Source organism: Buttiauxella sp. 3AFRM03, from assembly GCF_003675305.1.
GTDB lineage: Bacteria > Pseudomonadota > Gammaproteobacteria > Enterobacterales > Enterobacteriaceae > Buttiauxella > Buttiauxella ferragutiae.
The window spans coordinates 2,291,958-2,306,852 of sequence record NZ_CP033076.1; the positions used below are offsets into that span (position 1 = coordinate 2,291,958).

The following is a 14,895-nucleotide window of genomic DNA, read 5'->3' on the forward strand; positions in this document are numbered from 1 at the left end:
ACCCTGAGACTGATGAGTCTCATTGATATTTATTACTGCGCTATCAGCAAACCATTAAATAAAAGTCTAACGGCTCACTTTAAATTTAGGTGCAGCTGCTTTTTCTACTTTATTGCCCGAAGGTGTCGACTGACTGAACACCAGCAGCGAACCCATTGCGACAATTGCTGAACCTACGGCAATAGACAGGATGTAAACCGGCCAGCCATCAACGGCTAACCAACCGTAAAATCCGGAAATTGGCGCATGGTTTACCGCCCCTAAACCAACCGCCATCGCCGCCCCTGTCGCTGTACCGACCACGTTGATAATGATGATCTTTGGATTGGCTAAGGCGAAGGGGATCGCCCCTTCTGAAACACCAATCAAGCCCATTAACGTTGAGGCTTTGCCCGCTTCTTGCAGAGATTCTGGGAAGCGATGCTTCCAGATAAGAGTTGCGACGCCAAGGCCAATCGGCGGGATAATTATCGCCACTTGTGCCGCGGTGTTGGGGTCGTAAATCCCCGAGGCCAGCAGTGCCATTGCGGTGGTAACTGCGGCTTTATTGACCGGGCCGCCAAGGTCAAAGCCCACCATGCCACCGACCACTGCGGCCAGAATAATTTTGTTAGTGCCGGACATCGCCAGCAGCCACGCTTCCATACCGCGATTGAGTGCCGCCAGTGGCGTGCCAATCACAAACGCCATAATGATGCAGGTCAGCAGCGTGCCGCCAACGGGGAGAATGAAAATCGGCCCAGCAGAGGCCAGCGAGCGTGGCAGTTTTATTTTTGCGGTCAGCAAGCGGACCACGTAACCGGCGACAAAACCCGCCGCCAGCGCACCAAGAAAGCCGGTGCCGAGGTTGCTGGCTAACAGGCCGCCGACCATACCTGGTGCAATCCCCGGTTTATTGGCAATCGCAAAGCTGATGTAACCTGCCACAATCGGCAGCATTAATGACAACGCCAGGCCGCCAAAACCATCGAACTTATGCAGCATCTGCACCACCAGGCTTGCGGCCTGTTCGTGGCTGGCATCCCAAATGTTATCAATGCCATACATCGATGCACCGATACGGGCAATACCCATAATGACGGCACCGGCAATGACAAACGGCAGCATGTATGACACACCGGTCATAATGGCGTTTTTCACCTCCGTCCCGGTAGAGGATTTCACCCCGCCACCCTGAAATTTAGCCATTATTGATCTCCTGCTCAATGGCATCAAAGACGGCGTCACCAAACTTAATCGGGTCTGCCACGCTGCATTCCAGCTTTAGCATGCCATCGAAGCGCTCTTTGTTGTTAATGGCCACATCAGCGGCGATGATTACACCATCGGCACGCGCCAGATCCTCCGCGGTAATTTCATTTTCCGACCCCATACTGCCCTGGGTTTCGACTTTAATTTCGTGCCCACGGCTTTTGCCAGTGATTTCCAGAGCTTCGGCGGCCATGAAGGTATGAGCAACGCCAGTCGGACATGCAGCTACACAAACGATGTACATAGTGATTCCTCTCTCAGATGGGCGGGTACAGACAATAAAAAAAGCACAATGGCGATAAGGCGCATTGTGCTTTTTAAGCAGTAAAACAGTCTGTTATGTGAATCTGAATTCGCATCGGACTCGCCACTCAAACGGTGGCACACCAGCAACTGGTGCGCACTGCGAGTGGTGTAGCTAAATGCCAGTTCATGGCGGAGTTGCGCCACTAGTTGGGCCTGAATAGTGGTATTTACAGTGTTGGAAACGAGTGGGGTTTGTGGGCGTTTGGATAAGGTAAACAGGCTCTCGCCAGCACAATCCCACAAGCGTGACCAGCCGCCAGAAAACTCATCTTCGTTATTTTCCTGCGGGTATTCTTCGGCAACACTAAGTGATTGAACGGAGTTGAAACAGCAAAGTCCACTCAGCAATGACCTCACGCTGCTGAATTTCCCCAGCAGGCAGTAAAAGCAGTAACTGATTAATCGGTGGACTATGACGTACATATTTCCTCCAGTCTTGAGCGCATGATAATAGTCATTAACCTGTGGAGTAAATGTGATTGCTCGCACAATTCCCGTTATTCTAATCAACCAAATATTTGGAATAAAAAAGCCACTTAATTAAAGTGGCTTTTGTTATTAGTGGTTAATATTAGAAGAATACGAAATAAACCACTGCTGCGACCGCAAATCGATAAATTGCGAACGGAATGAACGAAATACGTTTAATCAGTTGCAGGAACGTTTTAATGGCAATCAACGCAACTATAAATGCTGTCATAAAACCAACGGCAAACATTGGCAAATCAGCCATGGTTAAGAAACCGATGCTCTTATAAACATCCAGCACGGTCGCACCCATCATCATTGGCACCGCCAGCAGGAACGAGAACTCAGAGGCTGCATAACGGCTGATGCCCATTAACATGCCACCTGAAATCGTGGCGCCTGAGCGCGAGAAGCCCGGCCACAGCGCTAAGCATTGGAAACAACCAATCGCAAAAGCCTGACGATAAGTAATGTCATCCACACCTTCGGCACGCGGAACCTTCGGTTTGAACATCTCAGCGGCAATCAGTAGCACACCACCAACCACCAGCGCATACATGACGTTTACCGGGTTAAATAGCGACTTGATCATGTCATGGAAAACCAGCCCCAACGCTACTGCAGGCACCATGCCCAGCAGAATGTGAATCAGCGTTAAACGCCCGGTTCCGGTACCTTCGTGAGGTTGGCGGCCAAAGTGGATACCGATAAGCCCAAACAGACGGCGCCAGAACATCACCACAACCGCCAGAATCGAACCTAACTGGATAACGACTTCAAACGTTTTCGCCGTGTCACCTTCAAATCCCAGAAGGTGACCAACAATAATCATATGACCGGTGGATGAGACGGGTAAAAACTCCGTTAACCCTTCGACAACCCCAAGAATTGCAGCAATAACTAACGAGTGCAGATCGCTCATTAAAAATCCTCTAACCCCAAAACACACAGAAAAAAAGCGGCGTCTGCCGCGAAAAGATGACAGTTTTGACTAAGCTACGCCTGTTTGGTTTAGCCAATATGAACCTAATGACTTAATTTAAGATTAATGCCACGCTCGATAACTACACCAACATTGGTGGCCTGCGCAACCGCACCTGGTTTACTGACTTTTAAACGTACCCACGGCGAGTTAAAGCGAGTGAGTAGCAGTTGTGCAACCTCTTCAGCCACGCGTTCAACCAATGCAAAACGGCCACCCGAAACATGGCTGATGACTGCATCGCTGACATCGGCATAGCTTAAACAATCTTTTACGTCGTCACTGCTGGCAGCCTGGCGGTTATCCCATGCCATTTCGATATCGAAGACCAGTTTCTGTGAGATCGTTTGTTCCCAGTCGTAAACACCAATTGTGGTGATTACAGTGAGTTGCTCTATAAATACAATATCCATCACGCCCTGCCCGGTTTTTAGTCACGCCAGATACCACTTCCGGCGAAATATGCGTATTATCCACAGATGCAGAGAATACAACGACACTTTCAAAATGGAACAGCGTTATGAGTGCAATCGCGCCAGTCATGATCCTGCTTGCGTATCTTTGCGGCTCAATTTCTAGCGCCATCCTGGTTTGCCGAGTTGCCGGTCTTCCTGATCCACGACAAAACGGTTCTGGCAATCCTGGAGCAACCAATGTCTTACGCATTGGCGGCAAAGGCGCTGCCGTAGCGGTACTGATTTTTGATGTTCTTAAAGGAATGCTACCCGTCTGGGCGGCTTACGCACTAGGCGTGACACCGTTCTGGCTGGGGCTTATCGCTATCGCAGCCTGTATCGGGCATATCTGGCCTGTATTCTTCAATTTCCACGGCGGTAAAGGCGTTGCGACGGCTTTTGGTGCTATCGCTCCCATCGGCTGGGATTTAACCGGCGTAATGGCGGGAACCTGGCTGTTGAGCGTATTACTGAGCGGTTATTCGTCTTTAGGGGCGATTATCAGCGCTCTGATTGCGCCGTTCTATGTCTGGTGGTTCAAACCGCAATTTACCTTCCCGGTTGCCATGCTGTCGTGCCTGATTTTGATGCGCCACCACGACAACATTCAACGTTTATGGCGTGGGCAGGAAGCCAAAATCTGGAAGAAACTGCGCAGAAATAAAGACAAAAAAAAGGAGTGAATTCTCACTCCCTTCTAATGATTCTGGTGAACCTTTACGCAGCAGGTAACTCAGCCAGCGGCCAACGAGGGCGCACAGTCACGCTCAATTCACCCGCTGTTCCGGCTTTCAAACGAATCATGCCAGCATAAGCAATCATCGCGCCGTTATCAGTACAAAATTCTGGGCGCGCGTAGAACACTTCCCCACGGCGTTTTGCCATCATTTCTTCCATACGCGTACGCAGAGTACGATTTGCACTGACGCCACCTGCCATTACCAGGCGTTTAAAGCCAGTATGATCCAACGCACGTTTACACTTAATCGCCAGCGTATCGACAACCGCATCTTCAAATGCGCGAGCGATATCTGCACGGGTTTGTGGATCGGCTTCATTGCCGCGAATAGTGTTCGCCGCGAACGTTTTCAGGCCGGAGAAGCTGAAATCAAGACCTGGGCGGTCAGTCATCGGGCGTGGGAAAGTAAAGCGCCCCGCAGTGCCTTGTGATGCCATTTTTGACAGCATTGGGCCGCCAGGATAATCCAGCCCCAATAGTTTGGCAGTCTTATCAAAGGCTTCACCGGCAGCATCATCAATAGACTCACCTAAAAGCTCATATTGCCCAATTCCCGTCACGCTAATCAATTGTGTATGACCGCCGGAAACCAGCAGGGCGACAAACGGGAACTCAGGTGGATTTTCTTCCAGCATCGGCGCTAATAAATGCCCTTCCATATGATGAACCGGCACAGCAGGAACATCCCAGGCAAACGCCAGCGAGCGACCAATTGTTGCGCCGACTAACAACGCACCGACCAAACCAGGCCCTGCGGTATAGGCGACACCGTCAATATCTTTTGCGGTTAATCCTGCTTCTTTTAATGCTGCCTGAATCAATGGCACTGTTTTGCGAACATGGTCGCGGGAAGCAAGCTCCGGCACCACGCCGCCATAGTCAGCGTGCAGTTTCACCTGACTATACAATTGATTAGCTAATAACCCTTTTTCATCGTCATAAATGGCGATGCCGGTTTCATCACAGGAAGTCTCTATACCCAGTACTCGCATGGCGGTCTCTACCTCAAAGTCTTGGCGCGAAGTTTAAGCTCATGGGGGCTTATTGTAAAACAATGCTCACCTATTGGCCGACGGTGGTGTATAATCCGCACCCCTGGAAGATTCCGGCCTTAAAAGCCAGGTTTCTGGTTGTCCGGTGCTTTACAAAGCAGCAGTAGTTGCAGTAAAATTCCGCACCATTTTGAAATAGCTGACGCCTAAGTCAGCGGCAAACCGAATTTATCAAAGGTGAGAGTTAATGCCGGTAATTAAAGTACGTGAAAACGAGCCATTCGACGTAGCACTGCGTCGCTTCAAGCGTTCTTGTGAGAAAGCAGGTGTTCTGGCGGAAGTTCGTCGTCGTGAGTTCTATGAAAAACCGACTACCGAACGTAAACGCGCTAAAGCTTCTGCTGTGAAACGTCACGCGAAGAAACTGGCTCGCGAAAACGCACGCCGCACTCGTCTGTACTAATTTTCTGGAGGCTCAATCCTCCAAAACAGACTAGTAGTAGTTGTAAAGGCCGTGCTTCCGAAAGGAATGCGCGGCTTATTTTCGTTCATGAACTGACATACTTCCTGCTCTTTCATGTCGCGGTTTTATCGCAATATTGAAAGAAAGCGAGTACCAAACGGGGCCTATGGCTGGACGAATTCCACGTGTATTCATCAATGACTTGCTGGCTCGCACCGACATCATCGATCTGATTGATGCCCGTGTTAAGCTCAAAAAGCAGGGCAAGAACTATCATGCGTGCTGTCCGTTCCATAACGAAAAAACCCCCTCTTTCACCGTAAACGGTGAAAAACAGTTTTACCATTGCTTCGGCTGTGGGGCACATGGCAACGCCATCGATTTTTTAATGAACTATGACAAGCTTGAGTTTGTCGAAAGCGTTGAAGAACTGTCGGCAATGCACAATCTTGAAGTGCCTTACGAAGCAGGTAGCGGACCGAGCCAGATTGAGCGTCATCAACGGCAAAGTCTTTATCAATTAATGGATGGCTTAAACGCCTTTTATCAACAATCCCTGGCTCAACAATCGGCTGAACCTGCTCGTCAGTATCTGGCACAGCGCGGTTTAAGCTCCGAAGTTATTCAACATTTCGCCATCGGCTACGCCCCTCCCGGTTGGGATAACGTTTTAAAACGTTTTGGTGGTAATACCGAAAACCGTCAAGCACTGACGGATGCGGGTATGTTGGTCACTAACGATCAGGGACGTAGTTACGACCGTTTCCGCGAAAGGGTGATGTTCCCCATCCGCGACAAGCGAGGCCGGGTAATTGGTTTTGGTGGCCGAGTGCTGGGCGATGCCCTGCCGAAGTACCTGAACTCCCCGGAAACCGATATTTTCCATAAAGGCCGCCAGTTGTATGGCCTGTATGAAGCTCAACAGAGCCAGCCCGAACCCGCACGTTTGTTAGTTGTGGAAGGCTACATGGATGTGGTGGCGTTGGCGCAATACGGTATTTCTTACGCCGTTGCCTCACTGGGCACCTCAACCACTGCCGACCATATCCAGTTGCTGTTCCGAGTGACTGATACCGTTGTCTGTTGTTATGACGGGGATCGCGCAGGACGAGATGCCGCATGGCGTGCTCTGGAAACTGCACTACCTTATATGACGGACGGCCGTCAGTTGCGCTTTATGTTCCTGCCTGACGGTGAAGACCCCGACACGCTGGTGCGCAAAGAAGGCAAAGAAACATTTGAAGCGCGCATGGAACATGCTCAGCCGCTTTCTACGTTTCTTTTTAACAGCCTGATGCCGCAGGTCGATTTGAGCTCACCGGATGGCCGAGCGCGACTGAGTACTCTTGCATTACCCCTGATTAGTCAGGTACCTGGTGAAACTTTGCGCATTTATCTGCGCCAGGAGCTGGGTAACAAACTGGGCATTCTGGACGATAGCCAGCTTGAAAAATTGATGCCAAAGCTTGCGGAAAACAGCACGCCGCGCCCAGCCCCACAGCTAAAACGCACAACCATGCGTATACTGATAGGACTGCTGGTGCAGAATCCAGAGCTGGCACCGAATGTGCCACCGCTAAACGGTCTGGAGCAGGCTAAGTTGCCAGGGCTGACACTGTTTATCAATTTGGTGAACACCTGTCTGGCACAACCAGGTTTAACCACCGGGCAGCTTTTAGAGCTATATCGCGGTACAGAAGAAGCCGCCACCCTTGAAAAACTCTCTTCATGGGACGATATAGCAGATAAGGACATTGCAGAAAAAACATTCAACGACGCACTCGAACACATGTTTGATTCAGTGCTGGAATTGAGGTTTGAAGAATTGATGGCACGTTCCAGAACTACAGGGCTAACGCCTGCGGAGCGTGAGGAAGTCCGTGTGATAACAGAATCACGCGCGAAAAAGTAATTATTATCGGCTTAACTGCCGAACATTGATCGGGTCAAACCCGAACGCCGCAAGGATGGGCAGCGGCAATAAAATAAGTCAGCCCTCGTTACGTTATTGTTGGCGGTTTCGCCGACCGACACCAACCCTAATACTGAAGTGTGGATACCGTCTTATGGAGCAAAACCCGCAGTCACAGCTTAAACTTCTTGTTACCAAGGGCAAGGAGCAAGGCTATCTGACCTATGCCGAGGTCAATGACCATCTGCCGGAAGATATCGTCGACTCTGATCAGATCGAAGACATCATCCAAATGATCAATGACATGGGCATTCAGGTGATGGAAGAAGCACCTGACGCCGATGACCTGTTGCTTGCTGAAAACTCAAACAACACAGACGAAGATGCGGAAGAAGCTGCTGCACAGGTTCTGTCCAGCGTTGAATCCGAAATCGGGCGTACTACTGACCCGGTTCGCATGTACATGCGTGAAATGGGTACCGTTGAGCTGTTAACCCGTGAGGGTGAAATCGATATCGCTAAGCGTATCGAAGACGGTATCAACCAGGTGCAGTGCTCCGTTGCCGAATACCCGGAAGCGATCACTTATCTGCTTGAGCAGTATGACCGCGTCGAAGCAGAAGAAGCACGTCTGTCTGATTTGATCACCGGATTTGTTGACCCGAATGCAGAAGAAGACCTTGCCCCTACCGCCACTCACATTGGTTCTGAACTGACCACCGAAGAAAACAGTGACAGTGACGATGAGGAAGACGACGACGACGCGGACGATGACAACAGCATCGACCCTGAACTCGCTCGTGAGAAATTTGGCGAACTGCGTACGCAGTACGAAAGAACTCGCGACACGATTAAAGCGAAAGGCCGTGCTCACGCAGACTCTGCCGCTGAAATCTTGCAATTGTCTGAAGTCTTCAAACAGTTCCGCCTGGTACCGAAGCAATTCGATTACCTGGTAAACAGCATGCGCGTCATGATGGACCGCGTTCGTACGCAAGAACGTCTGATCATGAGATTGTGTGTTGAACAGTGCAAAATGCCGAAGAAAAACTTCATCACACTGTTCACCGGCAACGAAACCAGCGAAACCTGGTTCAAAGCCGCTATCGCAATGAACAAGCCGTGGTCTGAAAAACTGCATGACGTTGCTGACGACGTTCATCGTAGCTTGCAGAAACTGCAACAGATTGAAGAAGAAACCGGCCTGACTATCGAGCAGGTTAAAGACATTAACCGTCGTATGTCCATCGGTGAAGCGAAAGCTCGTCGTGCGAAGAAAGAGATGGTGGAAGCAAACTTACGTCTGGTTATTTCGATCGCCAAGAAATACACCAACCGTGGTCTGCAATTCCTCGACCTGATTCAGGAAGGTAACATCGGCCTGATGAAAGCGGTTGATAAGTTTGAATACCGCCGTGGTTATAAGTTCTCGACTTACGCCACATGGTGGATTCGCCAGGCTATCACTCGCTCTATCGCTGACCAGGCGCGTACCATCCGTATTCCGGTGCATATGATTGAGACTATCAACAAACTCAACCGTATTTCGCGCCAGATGCTGCAAGAGATGGGTCGTGAGCCAACGCCGGAAGAACTGGCTGAACGCATGTTAATGCCGGAAGACAAAATCCGTAAAGTGCTGAAGATCGCCAAAGAACCTATCTCCATGGAAACGCCGATCGGCGACGATGAAGATTCGCATCTGGGTGATTTCATCGAGGATACCACCCTCGAGCTGCCACTGGACTCTGCAACGTCTGAAAGCCTGCGTAACGCAACTCACGACGTTCTGGCGGGCCTGACAGCGCGTGAAGCGAAAGTTCTGCGTATGCGTTTCGGTATCGACATGAATACCGACCACACGCTGGAAGAAGTGGGCAAACAGTTCGACGTTACCCGCGAACGTATCCGTCAGATCGAAGCGAAGGCACTGCGCAAACTGCGTCACCCAAGCCGCTCTGAAGTACTGCGTAGCTTCCTGGACGACTAATCACATCGCCCCTCTCAAGAGCCCTCCATCGCGAGGGCTTTTTTATTTCTGCCCGCTAACAATAGCTGAGCAAAATATCAGAAGCGGGAAATATAAGAGTTTGATTAGGCTTTGATTATAAAAGCGGCAGATGTCACGCAATCACTGGATTGCAGCCCAGAGTTACATTATAATCCTGCGCCACGGCCCCTTAGCTCAGTTGGTTAGAGCAGGCGACTCATAATCGCTTGGTCACTGGTTCAAGTCCAGTAGGGGCCACCAAATTTTAGCTTTAAAATCATATAATTAAGCCACTTCAAACGAAGTGGCTTTTTTTTTCTGATTTTCGATGGCGATAGAATGGCGGTAGATTTTTATCGCCATCATAAAAAAACCCGCTCCAGGCGGGTTCTATTACATCCACAGCTGACGCTGACCGGTTGGTAATGGATGTGGTGGCGCAGGATTTACCTTGCCCGGAGTGACGATAAATCGCTCTACGGACTCCATTGTTACAAAAGTGCAACTGCAATTTATGTTAGTGCATTGGTGATAACGCTCTTTAGTATTCTCACTAAGATAGCGGCTTGTACGCGCATGTGCTGCGTGCTGACACTGTGGACAATGAAACATAATCACCCCAAAACTCCCAATAAGTGAATAAATAGTACACCTTAATTCATTAATTGTGAATTTTGATATTTTCTCAAGATAAGGACGTTTTATGTCACCGATTAAACTTACCCTTCTGGGTTCAATGTTAGTCATCTCCTCCTCTGCCCTAGCCCAGAACGTAAACACTAAAGTCCTGAACAAATACCTCGCCCCATGGCAACCTGTCGAAATTACAGCTGAGAAAGAAGGTGTTTTAGTCGCCCTCCCGAGTCGCAGCATTACCCCTGAGATTTACGATTTAGTTATAAAAACTGGCGTCTGTAATTCAATATGGACTAAAGATGCTCCGTCTTCATATCTGGTCGGAGTAAAAAACCTGCATATCACTAATCAATTTAAAGCGACTGGCTACTCTCTTGAGACCCCACTTAATACATGTAAGGAAATGGGGGATCTATCACCAACTGATGCAAAAACACTGATGCTTTCAAAAACCCATTTGTTTACAGGCAGCCTCAAGTAACTACCACAAAACTGACAACCTGCTGCAAAAGCGGGTTGTTTTAGTTAATCTTCATTATCTGCTTCGTAATCAACATCTTTTAACCTCACCTCAAGCTCTAAGGTTGTCGTGAAGCCGCTATTACTGAGTGAGTGCATCACCTTAGTGATCGTCCATGCCTGCTCGTCGATGACGCGCTTGAAGCCTGACACCGTGACAGGTGTTTCCGGGTAAAGATCTGCGCGCCCCATCGCGAGGCTAATCGAAAACTCCGCCACCCCGCGTTGCAGTTTGTCCCATTTGGCCTGAGCCGCGCGCATCGCCTGCGTCTTGCTGGCGTAGATAGTGGTCAGGGCAAACACGTTATCCTCCTCACCGGCCATATACTCGCCCTCGCGCGCCTCCTTTTCTTTGGGTGTCTTCTTCTCTTTCACCGGCTTCGCTTTCGGATGCTGGAGGGCGCGCAGGTTCTGCGGTTTGGCCTTACGCCTGAGTTTGACCTGCTGCTTTTGTTCTTTCGGCTCTTTGGTGTGCAGCCATTTAGCAGTCACGCCGGTGTAAGCCCCACGGTCGGCAATGGCAAACTGGTGACGGTCACCGTCGCGGCGCTCGATGCTCATCTGCGCAATGGGTTTGCCGCTGGCGGTGACACCGGCACCCGCTTTGATGAACAGCAGTTTACCGGCCTTGACTGATACCTCCGCGCCGTTGCGCTCCGCCAGGCGGGTGAGAAATTTCGCGTCGGATTCCTGCGTCTGGTCGATATGCGGGATGGCAATCGCGGCAAACTGTGGCGCAACACTGGCCGTCAGTTTGTTGCGGCTGGCGATAGTGTTGAGCACTTCTCCGAGGGTGGTGTCGTGATAGGACGCCTCGCGGCGTGAGTTGAGTGTGCCACGAAAATCTGCACTGCGCGCCCGGATAGTCAGCGTGTCCGGTGCGCCCCGGTGTTCAATTTCATCGACCGTGAACTGACCTTTCCCCAGCAGCGCCGAACCCTGCCAGCCGAGGAACAGTGACAGCACCGCCCCGCGCACCGGTAACTCAATCAGGCCGTCAGTGTCATCGAGTTCAATGTCGAGCTGGTCAGCCTCAAAACCCCGGTTATCGGTCATGCTGAGGCTAATCAACCGGTCACTGATATTGCGAGTGATGTCCTGCTGATTGAGGGTGAGCATAAACGCCGGTGCCATGCTTGCCCCGGCATCGAGTGTCATTCCGGTCAGCATTAAAATAACCCTCCGATTTTACTCTGCACGTTCCCGACCAGACTTTCAGCCTGCCTTTCAATATCACCAAACATCGCCGTCAGCGACTCATCCACGCGCGTCAGGCTGACGGTAAAATCAATCTTCATGGCTGAGCCGTCGGCAAAAAATTCGCTGTGGGTTTCGCTGACTGAATTAATCACAAACATGCCGTAAATGGTGCCGCTGCCATCGAGCAGCGACCAGGCGCGCCCCTCATCCGCCATCAGGTTGAGTGCCAGCAGTGACAGCCTGCCGCCGGTGATTTCCGGCAACAGGCTTCCACTCAGGACAATTTTTTCCTCATTCACGCCGAGGAACTGCATCGCCGGTCGCAGGCCAACGCGGCTGTTCGACGGCCAGCGATAATCCACATCCCTTTGCAGGCTCTGGTAAGGCAGTGTCTGTAGCTGAAATACAAACATGCCGAGGGCAAGCATCATGGTGATACCTCCTTAGTCGTGCATCATGCTGGCACGCTGTTTCGCTCGTTTCTCGCGCTCGTATTTTTCCAGGCTGTCGCGCAGCTGGCGGTCAAGTTCACCGCCGTTCTGCACGCCACCGCCAATGGCGATGTGATATTCGTTGCGACTCTGGTCGGTGTAAGTTTTGCCACTGCTGGCCGTGACCGGCTGATAACCACCGGTACCGCTGGCATAAGCGTTGACCTTTTCGGCCTGCACACTGAGCTGACCGGACTCCTGGTTGATGAGGCCGAGCTTGTCGAGTACCCACTCGATACCGTCACGCAGGGCGGTAAACGGTGTCATCGCGAGCCGGAAAGCACCGGCCAGTGCCTGACCAAACGCCACGCCGGATTCCTTGCAACTGTCGAGCGTGTCCTTGCTGGCTTTCACCGGGGCAATCAGCTCTTTGAACCACTGCCAGACCCCCTGAACTTTCTGCCCGATAGCGTCAAACACCGGAGCCAGTGGCGCGAACATCTCAGCCACCGGCGCAAAGGCAGCCTTCAGTCCTTCCACCACACCACTGAAGAAGGCGCTCAGCGGCTCCCAGTATTTATAGATGAGCAGCGCACCCCCGGCGATGGCGGCACCGATGGCGACAATCGGCCAGCTGAGTGTGCCGAGCACCGTCATCATCGCACCACCGGCCACCGTAAACGCGGTGCCGAGCAGACTGGCCGCCGCAATCAGGGCATTGACTCCGGCAATCACCGGCCATGCCACCAGACCAATCGCCCCGACCAGACCCACAACCGCCAGCGCCACGCCCCCGACCTTGAGCAGGGTCTGCGCCAAACCTTTGTTCTGCACAATCCAGTGGTCAAGTTTCAGCACATATTTGGTGGTGGTCTGTGTCAACTGGCGCAGGGAAGATTCCTGCTGGTCAAACAGGTCAGTCCCCACCGCCTCATACGCCGACTGAAACTCTTTAAAGTCGCCGCCGAGGTTGTCCTGCATCACCTTCACCAGTTCGGCGGTTTTCCCGTCCGAGGCTTTAAAGGTGGCGGTGAGTTTATCGAGCTTACCGGTCATGGCGTCGGTCATCAGCACCGCCGCCGCCGAGCTGGCTTCCTCGCCAAAGATGACTTTCATGTACTCGGCACGCTGCGCCGTACCAAGCTTGCTTTTCTCAAAACTGCCCTGCATTTCTTTCAGGATGGTAAACAGCGGGCGCATGTTGCCCTTGCTGTCGGCGGTGCTGACTTTCAGCTCAGTGAGTGCCGTTTTCGCCTGGCCGACCGGTGCCTGCAAACGGCTGATGACCGCGCGGCTTCCGGTGCCTGCCATCGAGCCGGTGATTTTCGCATCGTGCAGCGCACCGGCCATCGCGGCGGTTTCTTCGATACTGATACCGGCATTTTTCGCCACCGGCGCGATATAGGTCAGGGCATCACTCAGCCCGTTAAAGTCGGCGGCGGTTTTGTTCATCGTGGTCGAAAGCACATCGCCAATGTGCGCGACCTTGTCGTCGGAAAGCTGGAACGCCGAGCGCATCCCCATCAGCAGCGCGGCGTTTTCTTCCATCGTGCGCTGGTTGGCGAGCGCCATATTCAGCGTGACCGGTGTCGCCGCCTGAATGGCCGCCGCATCCCCGCCGGATTTGGCGATAATAATCTGCGCACCGGCGGCATCATCTGCTGACGCTGCGGTGTTATCGCCGAGCTGGCGCGCCTGTTTACGCAGGGCTTCCATTTCCGGTGAGGTTTTTTCCACCCCGAGTACCGCCTGCAACTCGGAGTTTTTCTGCGCAAAGTCATAGCCTGGCTTGAGGATACCGACACTGGCGGCCACACCGGCGGTTGCCATGCCGACACCTGCCGCCCCGACCGCGCCCGCTGTTCCGGCCAACTCCTTACCAGCCTGATAACGGTTGTTGACGGCGTTGAGCCTGTCCTGCTGTCGACTGACCCGCGCCAGGGCTTCCCGCTGGCGATTAAGCTGCGAGGTGGTTTCGCTGAGCGAGTTTCTCAAACGGCGCTCGTCGGCTGACAGGGTGCGGGTGTTAATCCCCGCCTGTGCCAGCTCCTGCCGCTGGCGCTGGACCGACTGACGCAGCCCGTTATATTTGGTCTGCAATTCCGAAGCCGAACGCTTTGCGGCGTCCAGTGCCTGCGCCTGTGCACGCGTCGGGCTGGCGGTATTCCGGAACTGCACCGCCAGCGCGGCGGCTTCCTGTTTGGCTTTTGCCAGTGACTGACCGGTGACCGCGAGCTGCGAGCTGGTTTTACGAAAACCGTCAATACGCGATGCCTGGCCGTTTAAATCCTTGAGGGTTTTCTGCGTGTTGCGGATATCCCCCGCCAGCGCCTTGCTCGCCGTCTGGATGTGTTTAAACGGGCGCGTCGCCTGGTCAACGGCTTTAAGCAGCACTTCGATTCTGACGTTATTACTCATGAGAATTTCCGCTACGTTTTAGCGCCATCTCGCGCCAGCTGATGAGGTCGCTCAGGCTCAGGGCGTAGAGTTCTGATGGCGGCCAGTGGAAGATCACCGCAATATCCGCCATCAGGTCGTCGACCGATAAACC

At 52.2% G+C, this 14,895-nt stretch carries 16 protein-coding genes and 1 tRNA gene; 6 read left to right on the plus strand and 11 right to left on the minus strand.

The window, feature by feature from the left end; genetic code table 11:
- Positions 1–66 precede the first annotated feature (66 nt).
- From D8682_RS12105 to folB, 5 genes are all read right to left on the minus strand, one after another.
- The gene (locus tag D8682_RS12105) at positions 67–1,188 is read right to left on the minus strand and encodes a PTS fructose transporter subunit IIC (protein WP_121814346.1); all 1,122 of its coding nucleotides are present in this window, start codon (positions 1,186–1,188) and stop codon (positions 67–69) included.
- Positions 1,181–1,495 carry a PTS fructose transporter subunit IIB gene (locus D8682_RS12110; protein WP_064540140.1) on the minus strand — a complete coding sequence of 105 codons (315 nt, stop codon included), beginning with the start codon at positions 1,493–1,495 and terminating at the stop codon, positions 1,181–1,183. The genes D8682_RS12105 and D8682_RS12110 overlap by 8 nt, the downstream gene beginning before the upstream one ends.
- Positions 1,477–1,980: a hypothetical protein gene (locus tag D8682_RS12115; protein ID WP_064540142.1), complete on the minus strand. Its 504-nt coding sequence runs from the start codon at positions 1,978–1,980 to the stop codon at positions 1,477–1,479. The genes D8682_RS12110 and D8682_RS12115 overlap by 19 nt, the downstream gene beginning before the upstream one ends.
- 148 nt (positions 1,981–2,128) lie before the next feature.
- The gene (gene bacA / locus D8682_RS12120) at positions 2,129–2,947 is read right to left on the minus strand and encodes an undecaprenyl-diphosphate phosphatase (RefSeq protein ID WP_064540145.1); all 819 of its coding nucleotides are present in this window, start codon (positions 2,945–2,947) and stop codon (positions 2,129–2,131) included.
- Positions 2,948–3,051: 104 nt separating this feature from the next.
- A complete protein-coding gene (folB, locus tag D8682_RS12125) occupies positions 3,052–3,420 on the minus strand; it encodes a bifunctional dihydroneopterin aldolase/7,8-dihydroneopterin epimerase (RefSeq protein WP_121814347.1) in 369 nt (122 codons plus the stop codon).
- A 107-nt stretch (positions 3,421–3,527) separates the two neighbouring features.
- Between folB and plsY the strand changes: the two genes are divergently transcribed.
- Positions 3,528–4,145, plus strand: coding sequence for a glycerol-3-phosphate 1-O-acyltransferase PlsY (gene plsY / locus D8682_RS12130; protein ID WP_064540149.1), 618 nt, complete (start codon positions 3,528–3,530; stop codon positions 4,143–4,145).
- 34 nt (positions 4,146–4,179) lie between these two features.
- On the opposite strand, the gene tsaD is transcribed toward plsY, so the two are convergent.
- Positions 4,180–5,193 (minus strand): tRNA (adenosine(37)-N6)-threonylcarbamoyltransferase complex transferase subunit TsaD, encoded by a 1,014-nt coding sequence (tsaD, locus tag D8682_RS12135; RefSeq protein WP_064540151.1) that lies wholly within the window; start codon positions 5,191–5,193, stop codon positions 4,180–4,182.
- Between the two features lie 247 nt (positions 5,194–5,440).
- Here tsaD and rpsU point away from each other — a divergent pair, with 247 nt between their 5' ends.
- From rpsU to D8682_RS12155, 4 genes are all read left to right on the plus strand, one after another.
- Entirely contained in the window at positions 5,441–5,656 is a 216-nt protein-coding gene (rpsU, locus tag D8682_RS12140; RefSeq protein WP_001144069.1) for a 30S ribosomal protein S21, read from the plus strand.
- 166 nt (positions 5,657–5,822) lie between these two features.
- Complete coding sequence (dnaG, locus tag D8682_RS12145) at positions 5,823–7,568, plus strand: DNA primase (protein WP_121814348.1); 1,746 nt, start codon at positions 5,823–5,825, stop codon at positions 7,566–7,568.
- Between the two features lie 154 nt (positions 7,569–7,722).
- Positions 7,723–9,558: an RNA polymerase sigma factor RpoD gene (rpoD, locus tag D8682_RS12150; protein ID WP_121814349.1), complete on the plus strand. Its 1,836-nt coding sequence runs from the start codon at positions 7,723–7,725 to the stop codon at positions 9,556–9,558.
- 184 nt (positions 9,559–9,742) lie between these two features.
- Positions 9,743–9,819, plus strand: a tRNA-Ile gene (locus tag D8682_RS12155).
- 132 nt (positions 9,820–9,951) lie between these two features.
- Here the strand turns inward: D8682_RS12155 and D8682_RS12160 are convergent.
- Positions 9,952–10,170, minus strand: coding sequence for a DNA-binding transcriptional regulator (locus tag D8682_RS12160; RefSeq protein WP_115630999.1), 219 nt, complete (start codon positions 10,168–10,170; stop codon positions 9,952–9,954).
- Between the two features lie 91 nt (positions 10,171–10,261).
- On the opposite strand from D8682_RS12160, the gene D8682_RS12165 reads away from it, so the two are divergent.
- Positions 10,262–10,675, plus strand: coding sequence for a hypothetical protein (locus tag D8682_RS12165; protein ID WP_115631001.1), 414 nt, complete (start codon positions 10,262–10,264; stop codon positions 10,673–10,675).
- Between the two features lie 44 nt (positions 10,676–10,719).
- Here D8682_RS12165 and D8682_RS12170 read toward each other — a convergent pair whose 3' ends face one another.
- From D8682_RS12170 to D8682_RS12185, 4 genes are read right to left on the minus strand one after another with little or no spacing between them, the layout of a single operon-like run.
- Positions 10,720–11,883: a phage late control D family protein gene (locus D8682_RS12170; RefSeq protein ID WP_121814350.1), complete on the minus strand. Its 1,164-nt coding sequence runs from the start codon at positions 11,881–11,883 to the stop codon at positions 10,720–10,722.
- Entirely contained in the window at positions 11,883–12,344 is a 462-nt protein-coding gene (locus tag D8682_RS12175; protein WP_121814351.1) for a phage tail protein, read from the minus strand. Before D8682_RS12175 ends, D8682_RS12170 begins: the two co-directional genes overlap by 1 nt.
- Before the next feature lie 12 nt (positions 12,345–12,356).
- Positions 12,357–14,762, minus strand: a complete 2,406-nt coding sequence (locus D8682_RS12180) for a phage tail tape measure protein (protein ID WP_121814352.1) — start codon at positions 14,760–14,762, stop codon at positions 12,357–12,359.
- Positions 14,755–14,874, minus strand: coding sequence for a GpE family phage tail protein (locus D8682_RS12185; protein ID WP_121814353.1), 120 nt, complete (start codon positions 14,872–14,874; stop codon positions 14,755–14,757). The genes D8682_RS12180 and D8682_RS12185 overlap by 8 nt, the downstream gene beginning before the upstream one ends.
- Between the last annotated feature and the right edge of the window lie 21 nt (positions 14,875–14,895).

Bases quoted from the DNA above. Each gene is read 5' to 3' on its own strand.
- D8682_RS12105 (WP_121814346.1), bottom strand. From the start codon at position 1,188: ATGGCTAAATTTCAGGGTGGCGGGGTGAAATCCTCTACCGGGACGGAG.
- D8682_RS12110 (WP_064540140.1), bottom strand. From the start codon at position 1,495: ATGTACATCGTTTGTGTAGCTGCATGTCCGACTGGCGTTGCTCATACC.
- D8682_RS12115 (WP_064540142.1), bottom strand. From the start codon at position 1,980: ATGTACGTCATAGTCCACCGATTAATCAGTTACTGCTTTTACTGCCTG.
- bacA (WP_064540145.1), bottom strand. From the start codon at position 2,947: ATGAGCGATCTGCACTCGTTAGTTATTGCTGCAATTCTTGGGGTTGTC.
- folB (WP_121814347.1), bottom strand. From the start codon at position 3,420: ATGGATATTGTATTTATAGAGCAACTCACTGTAATCACCACAATTGGT.
- plsY (WP_064540149.1), top strand. From the start codon at position 3,528: ATGAGTGCAATCGCGCCAGTCATGATCCTGCTTGCGTATCTTTGCGGC.
- tsaD (WP_064540151.1), bottom strand. From the start codon at position 5,193: ATGCGAGTACTGGGTATAGAGACTTCCTGTGATGAAACCGGCATCGCC.
- rpsU (WP_001144069.1), top strand. From the start codon at position 5,441: ATGCCGGTAATTAAAGTACGTGAAAACGAGCCATTCGACGTAGCACTG.
- dnaG (WP_121814348.1), top strand. From the start codon at position 5,823: ATGGCTGGACGAATTCCACGTGTATTCATCAATGACTTGCTGGCTCGC.
- rpoD (WP_121814349.1), top strand. From the start codon at position 7,723: ATGGAGCAAAACCCGCAGTCACAGCTTAAACTTCTTGTTACCAAGGGC.
- D8682_RS12160 (WP_115630999.1), bottom strand. From the start codon at position 10,170: ATGTTTCATTGTCCACAGTGTCAGCACGCAGCACATGCGCGTACAAGC.
- D8682_RS12165 (WP_115631001.1), top strand. From the start codon at position 10,262: ATGTCACCGATTAAACTTACCCTTCTGGGTTCAATGTTAGTCATCTCC.
- D8682_RS12170 (WP_121814350.1), bottom strand. From the start codon at position 11,883: ATGCTGACCGGAATGACACTCGATGCCGGGGCAAGCATGGCACCGGCG.
- D8682_RS12175 (WP_121814351.1), bottom strand. From the start codon at position 12,344: ATGATGCTTGCCCTCGGCATGTTTGTATTTCAGCTACAGACACTGCCT.
- D8682_RS12180 (WP_121814352.1), bottom strand. From the start codon at position 14,762: ATGAGTAATAACGTCAGAATCGAAGTGCTGCTTAAAGCCGTTGACCAG.
- D8682_RS12185 (WP_121814353.1), bottom strand. From the start codon at position 14,874: ATGGCGGATATTGCGGTGATCTTCCACTGGCCGCCATCAGAACTCTAC.